7 protein-coding genes are annotated in these 18,266 nt (G+C 66.9%); 1 reads left to right on the forward strand and 6 read right to left on the reverse strand.

What is annotated here, in order from left to right; all coding sequences use genetic code 11:
• Positions 1 to 52 precede the first annotated feature (52 nt).
• Positions 53 to 6,601, reverse strand: a complete 6,549-nt coding sequence (locus tag CHC08_RS05130; protein WP_089205971.1) for a DEAD/DEAH box helicase — start codon at positions 6,599 to 6,601, stop codon at positions 53 to 55.
• A 44-nt stretch (positions 6,602 to 6,645) separates the two neighbouring features.
• Here CHC08_RS05130 and CHC08_RS49310 point away from each other — a divergent pair, with 44 nt between their 5' ends.
• On the forward strand, positions 6,646 to 6,783 hold the full coding sequence (locus tag CHC08_RS49310; RefSeq protein ID WP_179281889.1) for a hypothetical protein: 138 nt from the start codon (positions 6,646 to 6,648) through the stop codon (positions 6,781 to 6,783).
• 17 nt (positions 6,784 to 6,800) lie between these two features.
• Here CHC08_RS49310 and CHC08_RS05135 read toward each other — a convergent pair whose 3' ends face one another.
• The 5 genes from CHC08_RS05135 to CHC08_RS05155 all read right to left on the reverse strand — a co-directional run bounded on the left by CHC08_RS05135 (position 6,801) and on the right by CHC08_RS05155 (position 18,158).
• Positions 6,801 to 7,871 (reverse strand): ParA family protein, encoded by a 1,071-nt coding sequence (locus tag CHC08_RS05135; RefSeq protein WP_089205972.1) that lies wholly within the window; start codon positions 7,869 to 7,871, stop codon positions 6,801 to 6,803.
• Entirely contained in the window at positions 7,868 to 9,046 is a 1,179-nt protein-coding gene (locus CHC08_RS05140) for an ATP-binding protein (protein ID WP_089205973.1), read from the reverse strand. The genes CHC08_RS05135 and CHC08_RS05140 overlap by 4 nt, the downstream gene beginning before the upstream one ends.
• A 52-nt stretch (positions 9,047 to 9,098) precedes the next feature.
• Positions 9,099 to 14,273 (reverse strand): restriction endonuclease, encoded by a 5,175-nt coding sequence (locus tag CHC08_RS05145; RefSeq protein WP_089205974.1) that lies wholly within the window; start codon positions 14,271 to 14,273, stop codon positions 9,099 to 9,101.
• Positions 14,273 to 16,990: a DEAD/DEAH box helicase gene (locus tag CHC08_RS05150; protein ID WP_245878133.1), complete on the reverse strand. Its 2,718-nt coding sequence runs from the start codon at positions 16,988 to 16,990 to the stop codon at positions 14,273 to 14,275. The genes CHC08_RS05145 and CHC08_RS05150 overlap by 1 nt, the downstream gene beginning before the upstream one ends.
• A 151-nt stretch (positions 16,991 to 17,141) precedes the next feature.
• Positions 17,142 to 18,158 carry a serine/threonine-protein kinase gene (locus CHC08_RS05155; RefSeq protein WP_245878136.1) on the reverse strand — a complete coding sequence of 339 codons (1,017 nt, stop codon included), beginning with the start codon at positions 18,156 to 18,158 and terminating at the stop codon, positions 17,142 to 17,144.
• Positions 18,159 to 18,266: the final 108 nt, after the last annotated feature.

The raw sequence follows: 18,266 nt of genomic DNA on the forward strand, positions 1-18,266 counted from the left end.
GCTCCGCTCATTGACTCGTGACCACGCCGCGCCGCCGTATCAGTCGGCTCACTCACTCGGCACCCCCGCCGCGAATACACTCGGCCAACTCTTCGGCAAGCCAGCCCTGCACGTCGCGTACGTCCCAGCCTGCTGCCGCATAGGCCGCGTTCCGCTTGCGTGCCTCGTCGTCGTCTCCGGCGAGCACAACCGCCACCTTGGCCGAGGGCCAGGCCAGCTCTGCCTGCCATGCCTGTTCGCCCAACTCGAACCCCACCTCGTCGGAGGCAGGCGCGGGAACCTCGAGCTCGGCCAGTCCCCGGGCGAACTCCGCCAGACCCGACTCTCCCGGATCGAGCAAGTCGTAGATCTTCTCCCAGCGAGGATCCGGTCCCGCTGGGATCTTCTCCGATACGGCCTGCGCCTCCCTCCGCATGGCTTGCGTCTCGGCGGGAACTCGCTGGAAGGGTACGGTCCGCGTCGCGGAAGGTTCCTGCGGGAGCCGTACGGCGTGCACCGGAACGGTCTCCTCGCCCTCGTCCACCAGATCCTCGTCAAGAGGCAGGAGGCTGAGCATGGATGTGATCCCGGATCCTCCGGCCACCGCGAGCAACGACGGATCGAAGGCGTCCAGGTCGGTGAGCGTGAGCTGCCCACCGTCTCCCGGCCCCGCGTCCAGGAACTGCAGCAGGTTGCCCCAGTAGAGCCAGGCCGCCCAGCGTCGCTTGTGGCTCTCCTCGTCGGCGGTGATTGTCTTATTCGTGTCATCGATCATCGCGAAGGCCGTCCACGCGTAGCCGGCACGCGGATCGAGCACCACGGCGAGCGGGCAACCGGCGGTGTCCACGGCTCGAATGGTCAGGATCTTCTCCATGGTCGAGGCGGGGAGAGACGATCCACGGAGTGCGGCCATCAGCCGCTTCGGCACTCCGTCGGGACCGGAGCGGCTCTGCCCCTGCGCCAGTCTCAGCAGTCCGGCGGTGAGGGCTTCGGCACGGCGCAGCCACAGCTCGGGCAGAGGTTCGCGGAGGAACGCCAGGAGCGTGTCGACAGGGTTGGCCCATACCGTGCGGGCCAGCTCTTCGGGATCCCTGCCAGGGCTTAGCTGCTGGTAGGTCTGGCGCGCGTTGGCCTGCGCATTACCCAGGTAGGGAGCGCGCGGCGGCTCCCCCTTGACGAAGGGCGCGTATCCGCGTGTCTCCCAGTCGTCGATGTTCTCCCAGGTGAGCTGGAAGACGACCCGTCCGTGTGCGCGGAGCCGGGCTCTCTTCACGGCGTCGCCCGCCAAGCGGTTCTTGTCCGGCGACGCGTGGTAGCTGTAGCCGTCGAGGTAGACCGCGACCTCCAGCGGCACGTCGTCCAGCCGCCGGAACAGCACATCGGGGCGGGTGCCCTTGATGGTGTTCTGCAGGATCATCTGCCAGTGCACGATCGAGCCGTCAGGCCCCTCGATGCGCAGGTCCGCCGTCTTCTTCTTGTTCAGGACACCGGCCATGCCCAGCGTGCCGGGGGTGTCCGTACGGCGCGCCCAGGCCTCCAGCCCGCCGAGGAAGCGTGCCTCCAGCTCGCTCTCCACCTGGTCCCACAGCGAGATCGCATCGGTGGTGGCGACCGTCGTGGTGTCCCAGGTGTCGAGCAGATCCCGCAGCATGGCGAGCGCTTCGGCCCGGCTGACCTTGTCGTACTTGTTGCCCGGCACGTGCGAGAGCAGGCAGCGATGGCAGGCCGCCTTATGCTCGTCCTCCTTGCAGGGGCACTCCTCCACGATCTTCAGCGCCGCTGTCAGCACGCCTCGGAAACCATCCTCCGAGGAGAGCCGATGCAGGTAGCCGGTGCCACCCGGCAGCGTGTCGTGCAGCACGAGGAAGCGGCGCCGCCGTCCGGTCTCCTGGTCGGGCATGGTGGCGGTGACGATGGCGAGGTGGTCGGGGTCGCCGCCGTACTCGGCAGCCACGCCCGCCATCAGCGCGGCCTCGAACGAGGCCATCCTCTCCTCGATCAGGAGTGTGGCGACCGGGAGCAGGATGCGCAACGCCTCGGTGCGCAGCTCGTGCGCGAGGATCAGCTTGATGTGCTCGGCGTCCTGGGCGTCCCGCCGGTAGGTGCACCAGGGCCGGTGATGCTTGCGGCTCGGATCGACGTATGAACTCGCGATCAACGCGTCCGAATGGGCTGTCGCGGGCGGCCCGTCCACCGTCGTGCCGCCGCAGGCCGGGCAGGTGTAGAACGGGTTGAGCCGGACGTCCTCCCCCGCGAACCTGTCCGTCGCGGGCCGGTCGTAACGGGAGGTGCCCAGGTTGAAGCGCCGGACGACCGCCTTGCGGGTGAAGTCGACACCGAACACCGCCTTCGTGTGCCGCCACGACCCCGGCACGATGTCCGCCGACTCGATGTCCACCGCGACGGCCGACTCGTAGTAGCGGCGCTGCCGGTCCTCGTGATCGTCACGGATCTGGGCGTCGTCCCGGCGATCGTGCGCGGTCACCCGGGTCGGGCGCAGCACACCGTAGAGGGCCCCCAGCTCGCCGATGTCCGCGCCACCACATCGGGGACAGGAGGTCGTGTCCTCCGCGGCGAGCGTGGTCCGCACGTAACCGCAGCCGGGGCAGACCCGCCACTGCTCCCAGGCCGGGCGCGACGGGGTGCCGATGTCCAGGCCGGTCACTTCGTGCTGGTAGCCGCGCATGTAGAAGGAGTTGCCGGGCGCCAGCTCGGTGAGTGCCAGCCGGGCCGAGCGCTGATACTCCCTCACCTCGCTGTGATAACGCCTGCCGCCGTCGACCTCCTCATCCCAGGTGATCGTCGCCTCCAGGCTGGTGGTGGAGTCGATCAGGGAGTAGTTCGGCAGCAGCCCGAGCTCGACGAGCGCGCCCTGGGCGTTCTCCCGGCCGATCTCACCGATGCGCTTGGCCACGGCTCGCCGTTCCGCGGCCAGCGCACGCTTCTGGGCCCGCTGGATGGGATCGGACTCCACCAGCGGCTCGATCGCGGCGTCGATGACGCCGAGCCGCTCCCGCAGGTCCGCGATCCGCTGCTCCCACGAACGTTCCGCGTCCTGTACGGTCTGCGCCAGACCGGCGGTCGCGAACTGCCGGAGATCCGCAGCGGCCTCCGGGGTCACCGACGTGCCGAACAGGTCGAGGAATCCCTCCACCGATGTGGCGCCCGCCGCGAGCGCGGCCGTGGTGAACCCGGCCAGCCAGCCCGTCTCCCCGAACAGCGCCGAGGCCAGTCGTGGCAGTGGCCGCACCCCGTCGAGCCTTCCCCGGGCACACAGGTCGACCAGATGGGCGACGTACTGACGGTGCAGAATCTCCACCGCCGACAGGTAGCTGCCGGGCGGCACGATCTCGCCCGCGATCATGTCGCGTGGCTCGTTGAGGAAGTAGAGATCACGGGGGGATCGCCCGACCATGGTGACCAGGAACGCGTTGCCGGTGCGGCGGCCCGCACGGCCGACCCGCTGCACGTAGTTCGCCGGACCTGGCGGGAGTGACGCGAGGATCACCGCGGACAGGTCGCCGATGTCGATGCCCAGTTCCAGAGTGGGCGTGCAGGAGAGCACGTTCGGGTCGTTGTAGCGGGTGCCGTCGCGGAAACGCTGCTCCACCTGCTCGCGCTGCCTGCGGGTCAGCGCGCCTGTGTGCTCCGCGGTGACCACCCGGAACGCGCCCTCGCCGCCCCGTGCGAGATAGAGCCGCCGGTAGTAGTCGAGTTTGTAGTTCTGGCTGCCACGGTTGGTCAGATGCCCGCCGCAGCGGTAGCGCGGGCAGGGCTGGCCGTACCAGTCGTCAAAAAGCTCGGGATGGACGGTCTGTTCCCACGCGCACGTGTCACACCCGATCCCCGCATCGTTGACCTGGGCGTCCTCCAGTGAGCGGATCTGGATGTGCCCCGGCTGGAGGCCGTACACCCGGGTGGCGCCGTCGTCGGCCACCCGCGCGGAGATCACGTCTTCGCTCGCGAGCATCGGCAGCAGCCGGGAGAGATACTCACCGGCCGCACCCTTGTCGAGGCCGAGGCAGCGCGTGGTCCAGTACTGGTACCAGCCCTGGTCGGAGTCGATCCGGTCGAACTCCGACTTTCGCTTCTGCCGGTCCAGCAGGAACGTCGGCGCCGACAACCCCCTGGGGAACGCGGGCAGCCCTTCGGGACGCCTGCCCCAGATCGCGTTGTATCTGCTGGTCCCGGCGTTGCCGAGCCATCTGTCCAGCCACACGTGCTTGATCGCGCCGCGATAGCGCAGCCGCTCCAGCAGGCCTCGCAGGTAGGCGAGGTAGCGACCGTCTGAGGCGAGCTCGATCATCCCGGGCATGCCGGTGTACACATCACGCGCGAGGCCGGCGATCTTCGCCGGATCGCTCAGCACGACCTCGGCGGCGGCCGTCCGGGTCAACTCGAGCGTACGGCCCTGCCGGGAGCGCAGGCCGAGTTCCATGATGGCGGCGAAGGCCAGTCGCTCTCCGATGAGGTCCCAGGCCTGCGTGGACCCGGCGGTCTCCTGCGCGAGGATCGCGTCGATCTCCGGTCGGTCGTGCAGGTCGGGCGGGACCACCGCGGGCAGCACGTCCGCCTCACTCGCCGCCGCGGCCAGGTCCGCCACCAGGTCGTTGAGCAGGATCGGCGTCTCGGAATCGAGCCGGCCGGTCAGCAACCGCCGTAGCGAGAACGCGTACGACCGGTTGGCCACGAACCCGGCCCGGTGGGCCGCGTCCTGCACCGAGTCGTTGAAGAGCAGCGTCTTGCGCTGCGAGATGTCGAGCTGGTTGCCCGCGAAGAGCTGGGTGACCGTCACCGCGGCCAGCGAGGCGAGGCCCGCACCGAGGAAGCGGATGCCCTGGTCCAGATTGCAGGCGGGGCAGCGGTCCTGCTCGGCGGCGTGGTTCGCCTCGGATTTGGTGTCCAGGTCGGTGAGGATGAAGACGACATCGCCCTTGCCATGTCGATCTTTCGCGGGATCGACCGGCCGGATCCGCTCTCCGTCGAGAATCCCCAGGTTCTGGACCTGGCCCTCGGCCTCGCTCCGGGTAGCCAGGATCAGCGGCCGGATGCGCTTCTTCTCCGACCCCACGGCGGCGCGGTAGATCTTCTCCGGGCTGGTGACCAGCTCCGACGGATCCTTCTCCGGAGAGAAGGCAGCCCAGCCGGATCGCCCGCAGTGACGGCAGTAGATCGAGGGCAGCAGGCTCTTGCCCATCACGTTGAACGTCGAGTCGACGTCCAGCACGGGCAACTCGCCGATCCAGGCGAAAGCCGGAGTGTGGTCGGCGAGCCGGAGCAGTCGCGACACGGCCCGCACCCAGACGTGGGACTCGATGTGCAGGAACGGCCGCTTCGGATCCTCCGGGTCGCGGGCGTGCGACAGCAACGCCACGAACCGCGCCAGCGCGGTGGCGGCCTGGTCGGGCGACTGGCGGATGGCCGCGCCCCAGTTGTAGGCGCCCCTGCGCGGCAGGAGTTCGAGCATCTCCGCCGGCGTCGCCGGGCCGCCGCTGAGCAGGTCGAGCACCGCCTGGGTGAGGATGTGCTGCTTGAGGACCCCGCCCAGCTCCTGCGGGCTGAGACCGTTCTTCCCGGTGACCGCCTCGGCGATCAGGTCCATGGCTCCGGGGTCCCGGAGCGGGTCGGCGAGAAGTGCCAGCTCCTGCGCGTCGGGAAGCGGCAGCGTGACGTCGATCTCGCCGACGAACTCCTCAGCCGTGAGCCGGTCCTCGCCGATGACGGAGCCCTCAGGGAACGCCGTGCCGAAGACCTGCTCCGCGACCTCACGGATGCTATTCCTATCGCCCCCGGGACTGTCGCCGCCCTCGCCGAGTGTGGCGGAGGTGGCGACGGGGCAGATGTCACCGAGCGGCCTGCCGGGCCGGGAGTGCCCGGTGGCCGAGGCGAGCCTTCTCAGCAGCATGGCGACGTCGGTGCCCTGCGCGCCGTCATAGGTGTGAAACTCGTCGACCACCACGTAGGCGAGCTCGGCATCTTTCCATAGCGGTAGGTCGTCGGCACGCTGGAGGAGAAGGTCGAGCATCTTGTAGTTGGTGATCAGGATGTCCGGCGGGTTGCGGCGGATCTCCGCCCGCTGGGTCATCACCTTCTTGTAACCGACCTCGGGGGTGTCACCGATGTAGAGTGCGCCGGTCACGTCGTTCAGGCCGGTCTGCTGGAGGTAGTCGTTGAGCCGGTGCGCCTGGTCGGTGGCGAGCGCGTTCATCGGGTAGAGCAGCACGGCCTTCACACCGTGCCTGCCGTTCGCCTTCTGCCGCCGGCAGTGGTCGAGCACCGGGACCAGGAACGACTCGGTCTTCCCCGAACCGGTCCCCGTCGTGATCAGCGTCGGCTCGGCTGCCTTGTTGAGCGTGCTGAGCCGCTGGAAGGCCTTCGCTTGATGCCGGTACGGCGTCCAGTCCCCGGCCGGCGCCCACTCCAGGCAGTCCTTCCAGCCTTTCTCGGCGGAGCGGAACGGCGTGCGGATCCGCAGGTACGGCCCGCGGAAGATGCCCTGCTCGGGATGGTTGAGAAACCGCTCCAGCGCGTCCCTGACCGGCTTCTCCGCGAGCGCGAAGGTGGTCGTGAGGTACTGGGTGAGGTTCTTCCGCAACTCATCCGCCGCCAGCGTCGGCTTCACCGAGTGACCTCTCCTTCTCGGCCTGATGTTTCTAAGCTTGATGTGTGCATGAAGAGCAGCCCATCGACTACGAGGCCGTCCGGCACCGCTTCCCCTGGGTCGGCCTGGGGGCGAGCGGAGAACCCGATCTCTCCACGCGTTACCGCGCGATCATGGCTGAAGCCAGACCAGAAGAGGGATAGCGGGACGGCTGTGGACGTCACGACATGTTCTCGGGGTCCCGTACGGCTTGCGCCCGCACCTTGGAGAGTCGGTCGATCACGCTCTCGGCGAGTTCGCGAAATTCGGCGCGGCATTTCTGGACGTAGGTCTGAGTGCTTCCTATCGCCCCGTCGGCGGCTTTGAGATCGAACATCGGCTTGCGGGCGTCGTGGGCGAGGGGCATCAGACTCTGATAGTTCCGCAGTGTCGCAATCTCGTACGATCGATGCTCCGAATGTTGAGGTTCATCGAGCACTGATTCTGCGAAGACGTAGGGAATGCGCTCAAGCCAGCGTCGGTAGGCCTTCACCGGCCGGTCCAGGCGCATGGTCGGCTGCATGATCACATAGCCAAGGGGACGCATCTCACCGGAAGGAGCCGGAATGCTCTTCGGCACCTTCGACAGCACGGCCTCCTGCCAGGTGGATCGCCAGGCCCGCAGCGTCGGTCCGAGGTTGCGCAGGCCGCGGAGAGAGAAAAGATCGGCGGCGAGAGGCATGAGCACACTGTCCGCAGCGAGGAGCGCGGCCCTGTTGATCGCTCCGAGATTCGGCCCCACATCGATGAGAACGATGTCGGCGTCTATCCGGCGGGCGGCATCGTCGATGATCCGGTAGAAGGCCGTGGTCGTCCGGATGGCAGCCAGATCGCCCATGAAACAGTTGGGCCAGGCGGCGGAGAGTTTGTCCTCGAAAGCACTCAGTTCAAGGTCTCCAGGAACGAGCCAGAGCCCGTCGGTGATGCATGTCGGCTCGTAGAACGCGACATCACCCAGCCCCTCCATGATCGGTTTAACTGAGGCCGCGACCGTACCCGCCTCCCGCGTGATCCGGCGTGCGAGCGGGCCGGTAAGAGTGGGTTGCGCCCCTCCCCATGCTGGGCTTTCCGGCTCCGCCCAGAGAATCGCCAGATCATCCTCATCGAGAAACGCCGAGGTCAGATTGGACTGGGGGTCCAAGTCCACGGCCAGCACACGGTGACCAAGACGCTGGAACATATGAGCCAGGTGGTAGGTGAGCGTCGTCTTGCCGACGCCCCCCTTGTTGTTGAAGAGCGCTACCGAGATCATTCTGCTCTCCTCAGAGTCACCGACCATGATGAGTCGTCGACGAGGAACTCCGCGGGCGGATTGCCGTTCGCCTCCAACGAAGCCTGGATCCGGCCGATCCCCCTGCCGAACCTGTTGACGTAACCCAGTGATTTCATCGCTGCGGCGAGTGACGGGTTCCTGAAGTCACTGACCCGGTCGAAGTTGTCCACTCGCACCTGCCCGTACGGCCCACCCGGGTTGGTGATCTCGATCCGGTCGGCGAACCACAGGATGCGGACAGGCGCGTACGAGGTCTCGTAGTTACGGTGCATGACAGCGTTCATGCAGGCCTCACGCAACGCGGCGAGCGGGTAGTCAGGCCGCTGCACCTCCCGGAACCCTTCGTCCTCGACCACCTGGGTGTGCAGATGACCACGGAGCAGAGCGTCGAGACGCCCTCCGAGATCGACGACGTTGCAACGCAACTCCTGGTCATCGGCGATCGCGGCCTCCAGGCCCTTACCGTCATATCTCACGAACTGCAGGTAGGCACCGGGGATGAACCCGCCGGGGCTGAACCCCAGGACGAGCAACCCCAGCACGGTCGGCGTAGCCGTCAGATCAGCCATGCGAAGACTCGCGAGTTGGAGTTCTTCCGGACGTCCGTTCTCCTCGATGACCTCGGGCGAGACCACGGACGGCAGATATGTGGACCGGAACAGCGCCAGATCCAGGTCGCTCAATGTGCTGCCCGGAACGCTCCGCCCATCGAACGGCCCGTCGATGGCACGACGGCGCTCGGCGAGCACTCTCTCATCCTCGCGTGTCGCCTTGCGAGTCGTCGGTCCCGGCCGCACCCAGACGACACCGTCATAACGGACCGGCGGGGTCGCCGAGGCTTTCACCTGGATGCGGATCACGGGCCTGCTCTTGAACGTGGCGGTCTCCACGGTCATCGACGGCCGGTCCAGGATCTGCCCGCTGTTCCGATATTCGGTCAGTCTCAGCAGCTCCTGGTCGCTGGTATCAAGGATGAGCACCGGTTCGCCGCGGTCGTCCACACCGATGAGCAGATCTCCGCCGCCACGCCCGCACAGATCGTTGGCGAGCGCGCAGATCGCCTGTCCGATCTTGTCGCGATTGAACGCGGACAGCTTGAACTCCAGGACGGTGCTCTCTCTGTCACCCAGCAAATCCGCAAGGTCTGTCGTCATGCCAGCCATTGTGCCGCCTGGCTCCGACAACACTGAGTAATCAGCTGAAGACTCATGAGGCACCGCCCTGTACGGCCTGCGCCTGGCGGAGGCGTTCGGAGAAGACGGCATGGGCCTGGCGGTACTCGGCCTCACGGTCGGCCTTATAGAAGGGGGCGGTATAGCCGTCCGGGACGGGGCCGTTGATCTCGGGGTCGAGATGGGCCATGAGCTGCTCGTAGTGCTGCTTGGTCTGACCCTGACCGTAGGCGTTGAAGTTCTCCGCGATCTTGCGGCCGTTGGGGTCGAACCACATGGCGCCCTCGTAGGTGACCATCTGCGGGAACCGAGACCGGTAGAGGGCGACCAGCTCTTCGGCGTCGATACCGAGCATCAGCGCGACCAGGGCGTCCAGCTCGACGAGGGCCGCCCGGCGGGCGCGTTCGATCCGCAGCGGGGTGTCCGGGGCCCAGACCGGCTCCACCTGGGCGAGTAACGGGAGTCCCGGCCAATCGGCTGCCCAGGAATCTCGAGTCCAGGAGTCGTCGTACAACTCGGTCCAGAGGTCGGCGTAAGCCTCGGTAAGGCAGTTGAGCCGGAGAGTGCGCAGCAGGAGCGCCTCAGCCAGCGGATGGTCGGAATCAGGGGCAGGCATCATCCGTGCATCGGCCACGTCCAGATGACCTCGCCCGGTCACCCGAAGCAGGTAATCCATCGGCAACGAAGCCCAGAAGCCCGCAACAAGTGTCGTCTCCCGGTCGGTTCGCAGAGCCATACTGCGGACGCCGTGAATGTGTGCAGGTCCCGGAGGCATCAAAGCGCCGAAAAGACTCCGCTCGGTGTTATTAGGAATCATCTCCCGCCAGAAAAGGCGGTAGAACTCGATGTAGCTACGAGTCGCCTCCTCTCGGAGATACTCGTCGACCACCGCATGGTCCTGCTCATCGCGCAGGTCTTCGGGCAAGATCCCCGACTCTCTGCGACGAGCCAACAGCCTGTGGTCCAGCCAGCGGTCCTGGGCCCGCTCGTAGCGCTCCAGGTTGGTGGCCCGCTGATAATCGGTCGAGGGCACGGCATCGACGGCGAGCTTGGTCAGGTCCACCGGGCGATCGGTGTGCAATGTGTTCGGCGGCTGCTTGGCGAGAGGGGTGGCGGCGGTGAATTGCGGCCCGCGAAGGATCACCTCTGACCAGTCTTTAGGCTGCCCAGTCCGATGCTCGATGAGCCCATCTTTCTTAGCTGTCGTTTCGTTGTAGCCCGAGCTGATCCGCAGATATGCCTCGCCGAGGCGATGCTCCACCCGTGACAAGGCGGTGATCGCGCCCTGCTCGGCCGTGGTCACTGGGTAAAGCAGCTTGGTCTCTGCCACCGGCAAGTCGGTCTCGCCCGTCAGCAACCGCCAGTCGGCGAGCACGGCCTCATCAACCGTGACCAGCCGATCCCGATGCGGCCGAAGGTCCCAGTAGCCGTTGTGCTTGATGCCGGGGCGATCTCCCGTTCCGTCATGATCGAACGACTCTGTCAACGGCAGCGGATCAAATAACCAACTCACGTGAGTAAAGCCGATCTCCTGGACGGATCCGTAGATCTGCACGCCATACATCTTGTTCCAGTCAATGTCAGCGAAAAGCAGTCGCCGATTCTGAAAATGCGCATGTAACCGCAGGTGCCTGTAGGCGGCAGCCCGAAGTCTGCCCTCCTGCGCCCCAGTGAAGTGACTGTCCGGGTGAATCAGCCCGGAGATACCGTGTGGCGAGAGATTACGCCAAGTGCGGACCATGAACGCGCGGTAGAGATTCGGCCGAGTCCCGACCAGGAGGTCATAAGTACCAACCAAGCTGAGAAAGGTAGCCGATCCTGTGTTGGCCACCAGCTCGCCAAGAAAGTAGGCCCGACTACGATCCGCTGCGAGAGCAGTCTTCTTGCGGCGCTGCCACTCAGATACCGGCGGCTTGTCAGAGAGCTCGAACCACGGCTCCAGTTCGGCCAGGACCGGAGCCTCAACCCATTCCGGCCGGTACCACGGAGGATTGCCGACCTGAAGATCGAAGCCGCCGCGGTGGAAGACCTGGGCGAACTGGAGTTCCCAGTGGAAGAAGCCCTGCTGGTCGGCGATGTCCTCGATCGCGTCGAACCAGGGGAAGCGCTCGGCGAGTTTGATGGCCGAGTCCATGCCCATCCAGGCCAGCAGCTCGTCCTCGTACTCCTCCAGGTCGGTGAGGGAGACGAAGCTCGCGACCAGGGAGTCTTCCGGGATATCGGCCCGGCCGAGCATAGCTTCGGTGAAGTCGAGCCAGTCGTTCAGGTTGGCGAGGGGGATGACCGGACGGAGTGGGTCGAGGGCGGGGCGCTGCTTGCGGCCGGTGGTGCGGCGGGACTCACGAGCGAAGCCGCCGAGGCTGATCTGCTCCGGCTGGCCGGTGTCGAAGAGCGATTCGGTCGTCCAGGCCTGCCCGAAACCGATCGACTCCTCAGCCGCCTCAACTGGTGCGGGCCGTACATCCTCCTGAACAGCGGACGCGGCAGGGGTGGCAACTGGCGATAGAGCGTCTGATCCGTGGTCGCCTGCTTTATCCGGCGCGAGCCGTGCGTAGACGTCGTCAGAGCCGTCGAGCAGGCCCGCGCGGTCAAACGGCCAGAACCACAGCGCGCACCAGGCGTCCATGACCTTCTTCAGCCGCCAGTACGGCGTGCCGGGGGCGACCAGGTCGCCGTAGACCTTCTCCCTGGTCACGGCGTCGATGGGTTGGTCGATCCAGTCAGCGCCCCAGACGTCAATTTTGCGGCTGATCTCGCGCTCGGAGATGGTCAGGCGCTGGATGACCAGGTCCCACAGGTATTCAGCCCGGCCCGACAGGGCCTGCAACCGCTGGAGTTGGGAGACCTTCCGTCCGCCGGACTTCTTGTCCGAGACGTTCTTACGGAGCTGCTTACGCCAGTCGGCAAGCTGCTTGGCCTCGGCGGGTGCGAGTTCGCGCGCCTCCTTGGCTCCGGCGACCGCGCCCCAGCCCTCGGCGGGCAGCAGGAAATGATGGATCTTGCCCGACGGCAGCGAACCGGCCGAGAATGGAAGATCCTCGGGGGCGGATTTCAGCCACTCCCCCTTGGTCAGCGACGCCGCGCCGTACACTCTCCGCCCCGCACCGATGAGCGAGTTGCCCCGGCGCAGATGGAGGCCGAACCAGGGGGCCTGCAGTCCCGGGTGCATGACGTTGAGCCAGACCGAGACCTCGGCCAGCTCGATGGCGGTCTCGTTGAGGTCGACGCCGTAGGAGTTGTGCAGCGCGACATACGCCTTGACCCGTTGCAGTGCTTCCTCATACTTCTCCGGATCAACGGATGAGCCGAGCTCCCTCTGCCGACGCCGCAGATATTCGGCCGCGACCTGGTTGATGGCCTCGTTCAAGAACGCGCCCGAGCCCAGGGCGGGCTCGCAGATCTTCCACTCCAGGATCTCGCGGGCAGGCGTGACGGTGTTGTCCTGGTCAAGGCGGTGCTGGAGAGCGAGCTGGACGGTGACCTGGGTCAGCGACTCAGGCGTGTAGTAGGAAGCGCTGGTCTCCCTGTCGCGGCCGGCGAGCCGGTAGACGAAGGAACCCTTGGCGTGGTGCTTGTATCCCCCGGTTAGGGCCCCGTCCTTGTCGAGCTCCGGGACGAAGACCTCTGAGGGGTAGTCGTCCACCTTTGAGGCGGGGATCATCCACGAGCCACCATGGGAGTCGCCGCCCTTGGCCACCTCGTACAGCTCTTCGGTGGAGATGAACCCGGTGTAGGACATCAGGCCTTCGTACACCGCACCGAGCTGGTTGATGCCGAGCTGAGCGTAGGAGATGAACCCACCCCGCTCACGCCCCCGCCCTCTGGTGAGCATAAGAAGACGCAGCACCTCGTAGAGCGTCTCGTTGCGCAGTCTGGTGTCGATCCTCGGCGCGGTCGGGTCATCCTCGTCGAAGCCGGGGACGGGCAGCGCCGCGCGGCCGATAAGTCCGGTCCTTTCCGGGTTGAACAGGTCCGAACGGAGCGGCTCGAAGCGGAGGCCCTCGGCGTCCGAGGTCTCAGCTTCGACTCCACCGCGGGGACGATGCCCGGTGTTGACCATACGGAAGAGCAGGTCGAGCGACTCGTAAAGATGGAAGGAGTGTCGTGCCTCCTCGCCGGTCAGGTCGCGGACGACGAGGTCACCCAGGCGGGCGAGACTGTAGCCCCTGCCGTAGTCCTCGTCATCGGTCGGCAGGATGCCCAGCTCCGGCCGGGCCTCGGCGTAGAGCAGGAACAGGATCCGGTAGAGGTAGCGCAGCGACTCGCGGCCAAGCTCCTTGGCCAGCGCCCCCGGTTCCATGATGTCCTCGGGCCGCACCTTGCGCGTCGTGCCGTCCTCCAGCCGCATCTCGGCCTGGCGGATCCGATTGAGCACCTCGTTGGCGATCAGCTCGACAGACTTCTGCAGCCCCTTACGGAGCTCGGTGGAGACGCCGACCGCGTGGTTGCGGGAGTTGGTGAGCAGCTCGGCCAGCGGTTCGGAGCCGCCCTCCTCCGGAGGCAGCAGCGAATCGGCGCCGAACAGCGCGGCGATGACCTCCAGCTCGGCCGGGTTGTTGCGACCCAGCGCCACATCGAGGCTGACGGCCAGGTAGCGGCCCTCGCCCCAGGTGGCCCGATCGGCGAGGACGACCACGCCTCCGGCCAGGAGGAGCACGTAACGCGGCGGGGTGTCGCTCGCCAGCAGCCAGGATGCCAGCTTGGTGCCGGAGACGATCTGCTCGCGGCCGTCGAGCTGGATCGGGGCGAGCACCCGGCCGGCCCGGTCGTCGTCGAGGGCTGCGTCCACGCCGGCGGCCCAGCCGCACTCGACGGCGACCAGGTGCTGGTCGGCATACGCCACCTGGACGGCGTACTCCCTGCCCGCCCGCTCCACGGTCAGCTCGCGCGGCTGCGCCATGAACCCGAGCGCGCGCAGCACGTCACCGTGCAGCTCGTTCAGCTCCTTGCGCCACTCGGCCCTGTCATCCGCCCCGACGAGCTCGCCCTCGCGCAGCCGTACGTCGACGTCGGCGAAGAGCGGCCGGTCGGCGAAGTAGGGCTTGCTCAGCGCCCGAAGGCCCCTGCGCGGCGTGGTGCGGCCGGTTTTCTCGTCCTCGGTCCAGCGGGCGAGCAGGCCGTCCTTCTTCTTCAGGTCCTTGGGCAGCACCTCGGCCAGGTAGTGGGCCGAGAAGTAGTCGCCGCGGTTGACGATCGAGTCGAAGCTCATCAGTGCCCACCCTGCTTGATCGCGTCCGAGTCCGACGCCTGGGGAATCAGTACGGCGAGCACCCGCAGCAGCGGTTCGCCGGTGGTCTGCAGGGAGTCGAGGAGTCGCTGCTGCTCGTCGACGGTCTCGCGCACGTCCGCCTCCTTGCGGCCACGCTGGGAGACGTGCACACCGTCGAGCGTCAGCTGCCTCCACTCGGAGAGTTGCGCGCGGTAGGCGTCCAGCGGTGCGACGACCTCCGTGTCGTAGAGGGCGCGGCGTTTCTCCAGGTGGGTACGCGCGGCCTCGACAGCGGGCTTCACCAGTTGCTGGAGCGGTTCGAGGTCCAGCCGCCGGCCCGTGTTGATCATCTTGGAGTCGACCTTGGCCGCCTTCAGGACCTCGACCATCTCCCCATCCTGTACGGCGAGCGCCTCGAGTGGACCGCTGACCGCCATCCACTCCACGACCGTGGGCTGGCCACGCTTGTTGGAGTAGATGCCCTGGATCAGGAAGGTGGTTCCGTCCACCTCGGCGGTGATGACCGGGGCCTTCTGACGGCCGAGCCGTACGAGGACCTTGTCGGTGAGCCAGTCGACCATCGGATGCAGGTCCGACAGGTAGGCGATGTCCGGCCACATGGTCTTGGTCTTGCGGGCTTCGTCCAGCTTGCGCTGGGCCAGGGCACGGTTGAAGGTGACCTTCATCCGTTTCCTGATGTCGTGGGTGCGCAGGTAGGAGGACGGCAGCACCGACAGGCGGTGGATCAGGTCCTTAGGCGGCTCGAAGGCGAGCATCTCGCCGTCGTCGTCCAGCTCGTCAAGGAGCTTGAGAGTCCTGATGGACTCCTGGACGAACGCCTCGGTGCTGTCGAAGAGCCGCGGCACGTTCGCACGCGGCGGCTCCGGGTTCTCCGGCTCCTCCCCCACCCCGGCCATCAGGCCGGCCAGGAAGTCGTCGGGTGCGTTCGACTCCAGCGACTCCTCCACGGTCCTGCCTTCGAGCAGGTCCTGGATGAGACGGCGCTCTTCACGCTCGGCCCGGTATTCACCGGTGACGGCCTCGGCGGTGCCCAGGCTCCGGTGGGCCGTCGCCTCCTTGTCCAGGAGCTTCTCGGCCACGGTCCTGTCGTCCTTGGCACCCTCGACCTCTGAGGTGAGGATCAGTGCCTTGAACTGGGGCTGGTGTTCCTGTCCGTAGCGGTCGATGCGGCCGTTGCGCTGCTCGATGCGGATCAGGCTCCACGGCACGTCGTAGTGGATCATCTGGTGGCACTGCCGGTGCAGGTTGACGCCCTCGGAGGCGACGTCGCCGGTGAAGAGGACGCGGACCTTGCTGTCGGCGAGGGAGAAGCGCTCGACGATCTCCTGCTGCTGGGTGTCGGAGAATCCACCGTGCATGATCTCGACGGCGTCGTCCTTGAGCCCCAGCCTGGCGGGCACGGTCTTCTTCAGCCACTCCAGGGTGGGCACGCTCTCGGAGAACACCACAACCCGGGTGTCTCTGCGCGAGCCGACGCCGATCTCCCTGAGCCGGCCGACCAGAGCGGCGAGCTTGGCCGAGTCGTCGTCGGTCACCTGTGCCGCAAGACCCTGCAGGACCTTCAGCGCGTCGATCTCGCGACTCTCCTTGGCGTTCTTCAGCCGCTTCCCCACCGTGCTGGCGAGGGCGACGTGCGAGGAGAGAAACGCCTTGAGCAGCGTGTAGGGGAAGAGCCGGTTCTTCGCGTCGACCACCGGTCCGCCGGCTCGCTGGTCTCCGGCCAGCCAGACCTGGGTGAGCTCCTCGAAGATCTTCTCCTCGGCCGCGGTAGCCGCACAGCGAACCGGAACCGAAGGACCTCGGTCGGGCCACTTGCTGCCCATCTGGTCCCGTACCTCAGGGCTGATCTTGGTGCGGCGGAGATAGAGGTGGCCGATGTCCTGCGCCGAGTAGCGGGTCTCGTCGGCGATCGCGGCCGGGTCGAGCATGCGGATCAGCTCGGCGAAGGACTTGCTGTCACCGTTGTGCGGGGTGGCGCTGGCCAGCAGCAGCGCCTCGGTGTTGCGGGCCAGGAGCTTGGCCAGCTTGTTGCGCAGGCTCGTCTCACCGATCAGGTTGTGCGACTCGTCGATGACGACGGCGTCCCAGCGCATCTTCTCCAGGTGCTGACCGTACTTGCCCTCGTTCTTGAGGGTGTCGATCGAGACGATGATCCGCTTGTAGTAGGTGAACGGGTTGCGGCCCGCGGGGATCTCCCGCTGGATGCGCTCGATGCCGACCGAGTCGAGCCGGATCAGCGGGATGGAGAACCGGGTCCACAGCTCGTGCTGGAACTGCTCCAGCACCTGCTGCGGGGTGACCACGAGAATGCGGTCGCCACGTCCGCGCCGAATCAGCTCGGCCAGGATGAGACCGATCTCCAGGGTCTTGCCGAGACCGACCACGTCGGCGAGGAGGATGCGTGGCCGAAGGCCCTTGAGAGCGAGCTCGGCCGGGCGCTGCTGGTAGGGCAGTGGATCCAGCAGGAAACGGTCTGCCAGCGCGAGGCCCTTCTCCGTCTGGGGCAGCGGCGTCCTTCTGAGGACCGCTTCTAGGAAGAGGCGGCTCTTGGCGAACCTGGGCGTCTCGTCCTGCTCCAGGATCGTGTCCTCGGGACGCATCCGCTCGACGGTCTCGATGCCGCTGAAGAACACGGCATCCTCGTCGCGGACGAACTCCGACGCGCCGACCGCCGTGATCCGGTACCCGTCTCGCATTTCCCCGGTCCCCGGGACTGGGCGCCCGTCCCGAATTTCCTCGGTCCCCGGGATTATCGGTGTCGGAGTGCAGGTACGGACGATCCACTCGGCGTCCCGCACCTCGATCCGGGCGCCGGGTGGGTACGGACTCTCGGTCACAGCTCTCCTCTTAGAAACGGGCGTTCGAAGCGTAGGCGCCACGCAGGCGCTCGGCGAGCAGAGCGACGACGGAGCCTGGGACGATCACATCCGTGAGGTCCCGCCTCTTCCGGAGAGGCGTCTCGATCTCCGGGGGGTCGGTCGGACGCTCGACGTAGGTCGCCACCGCCAGCCGGCGAGCGGCCACCGGCAGAGTGATCCCACCTGCGGTCGCCGGCTCGGACAGCCACGTCGTCACCTGGGCGAGGCTGGGACGAGCCGCCGGGTCCTGCGCGAGCATCGGGGCGACGATGTGCTCGAACTCCGCGGGAAGGCCGCCGAGGTTCGGGGCGACCTCGGGCTTGATGATGTTCATGAACATCGCCGCGAGGTTCGGCCCGTCGTAGGGATAGTGCTTGGTCAGCGCGAACAGCAGCGTCGCACCCAGGGCGTAGACGTCCGTCGCGGAGGTCACGCTCTTGGGGGTGTTGGCCTGCTCCGGCGACATGCACGCGGGCGTGCCGAGCATCGACTCCGAGGTCGTCAGGCCTGTGGGGCCGTCCGCGAAGGCCACCAGCCCCAGGTCGATGACCTTGGCCCCCTCCCTGCCCATGAGGATGTTGCCCGGCTTGAGATCCCGGTGGAGCAGGCCTGCCCGATGGACGTCCTTGAGCGCGGTGGCGAGGAGAACACCGAGGATGGCCGCGTTGTCGACGGCGAGCGGCCCCTGCAGTTCGACGAACTCCTTGAGGCTCAGCCCGCGAACGTATTCGACCGCGAGCCACGGCTTTTCGTCCTCTTCCTCGGACGCGTCGACGAGCCCGGCGACATACGGTCCCTGGACCGTGCGCAGCGCGTCGACCTCTCTGGCGAACCGTGCCCGCACCTCTGCCCGGTCGGCCAGCTCCTCACGGATGACCTTGACGGCGACCTGCTCGTAGTCCGGCGTCAGGCCGTAGAACACCCGGCCCATCCCGCCGACGCCGAGCCGCCCGTGCAGCGTGATGTCGCCGATCCGTTGGGGATCGGAACGGTCCAGGGGATCCATCCGCACCTGCCTCAAGATCGCAAAACGGCCATCCGGGCCAGAATACGGTTTCCCTGCCTGTGCAGTGGCGGCAACCTCGAAGTCAGAGATCTCCAAAGAGACCGTCAT

It is taken from the genome of Streptosporangium subroseum (assembly GCF_900188345.1).
Classification (GTDB): Bacteria; Actinomycetota; Actinomycetes; order Streptosporangiales; family Streptosporangiaceae; genus Streptosporangium; species Streptosporangium subroseum.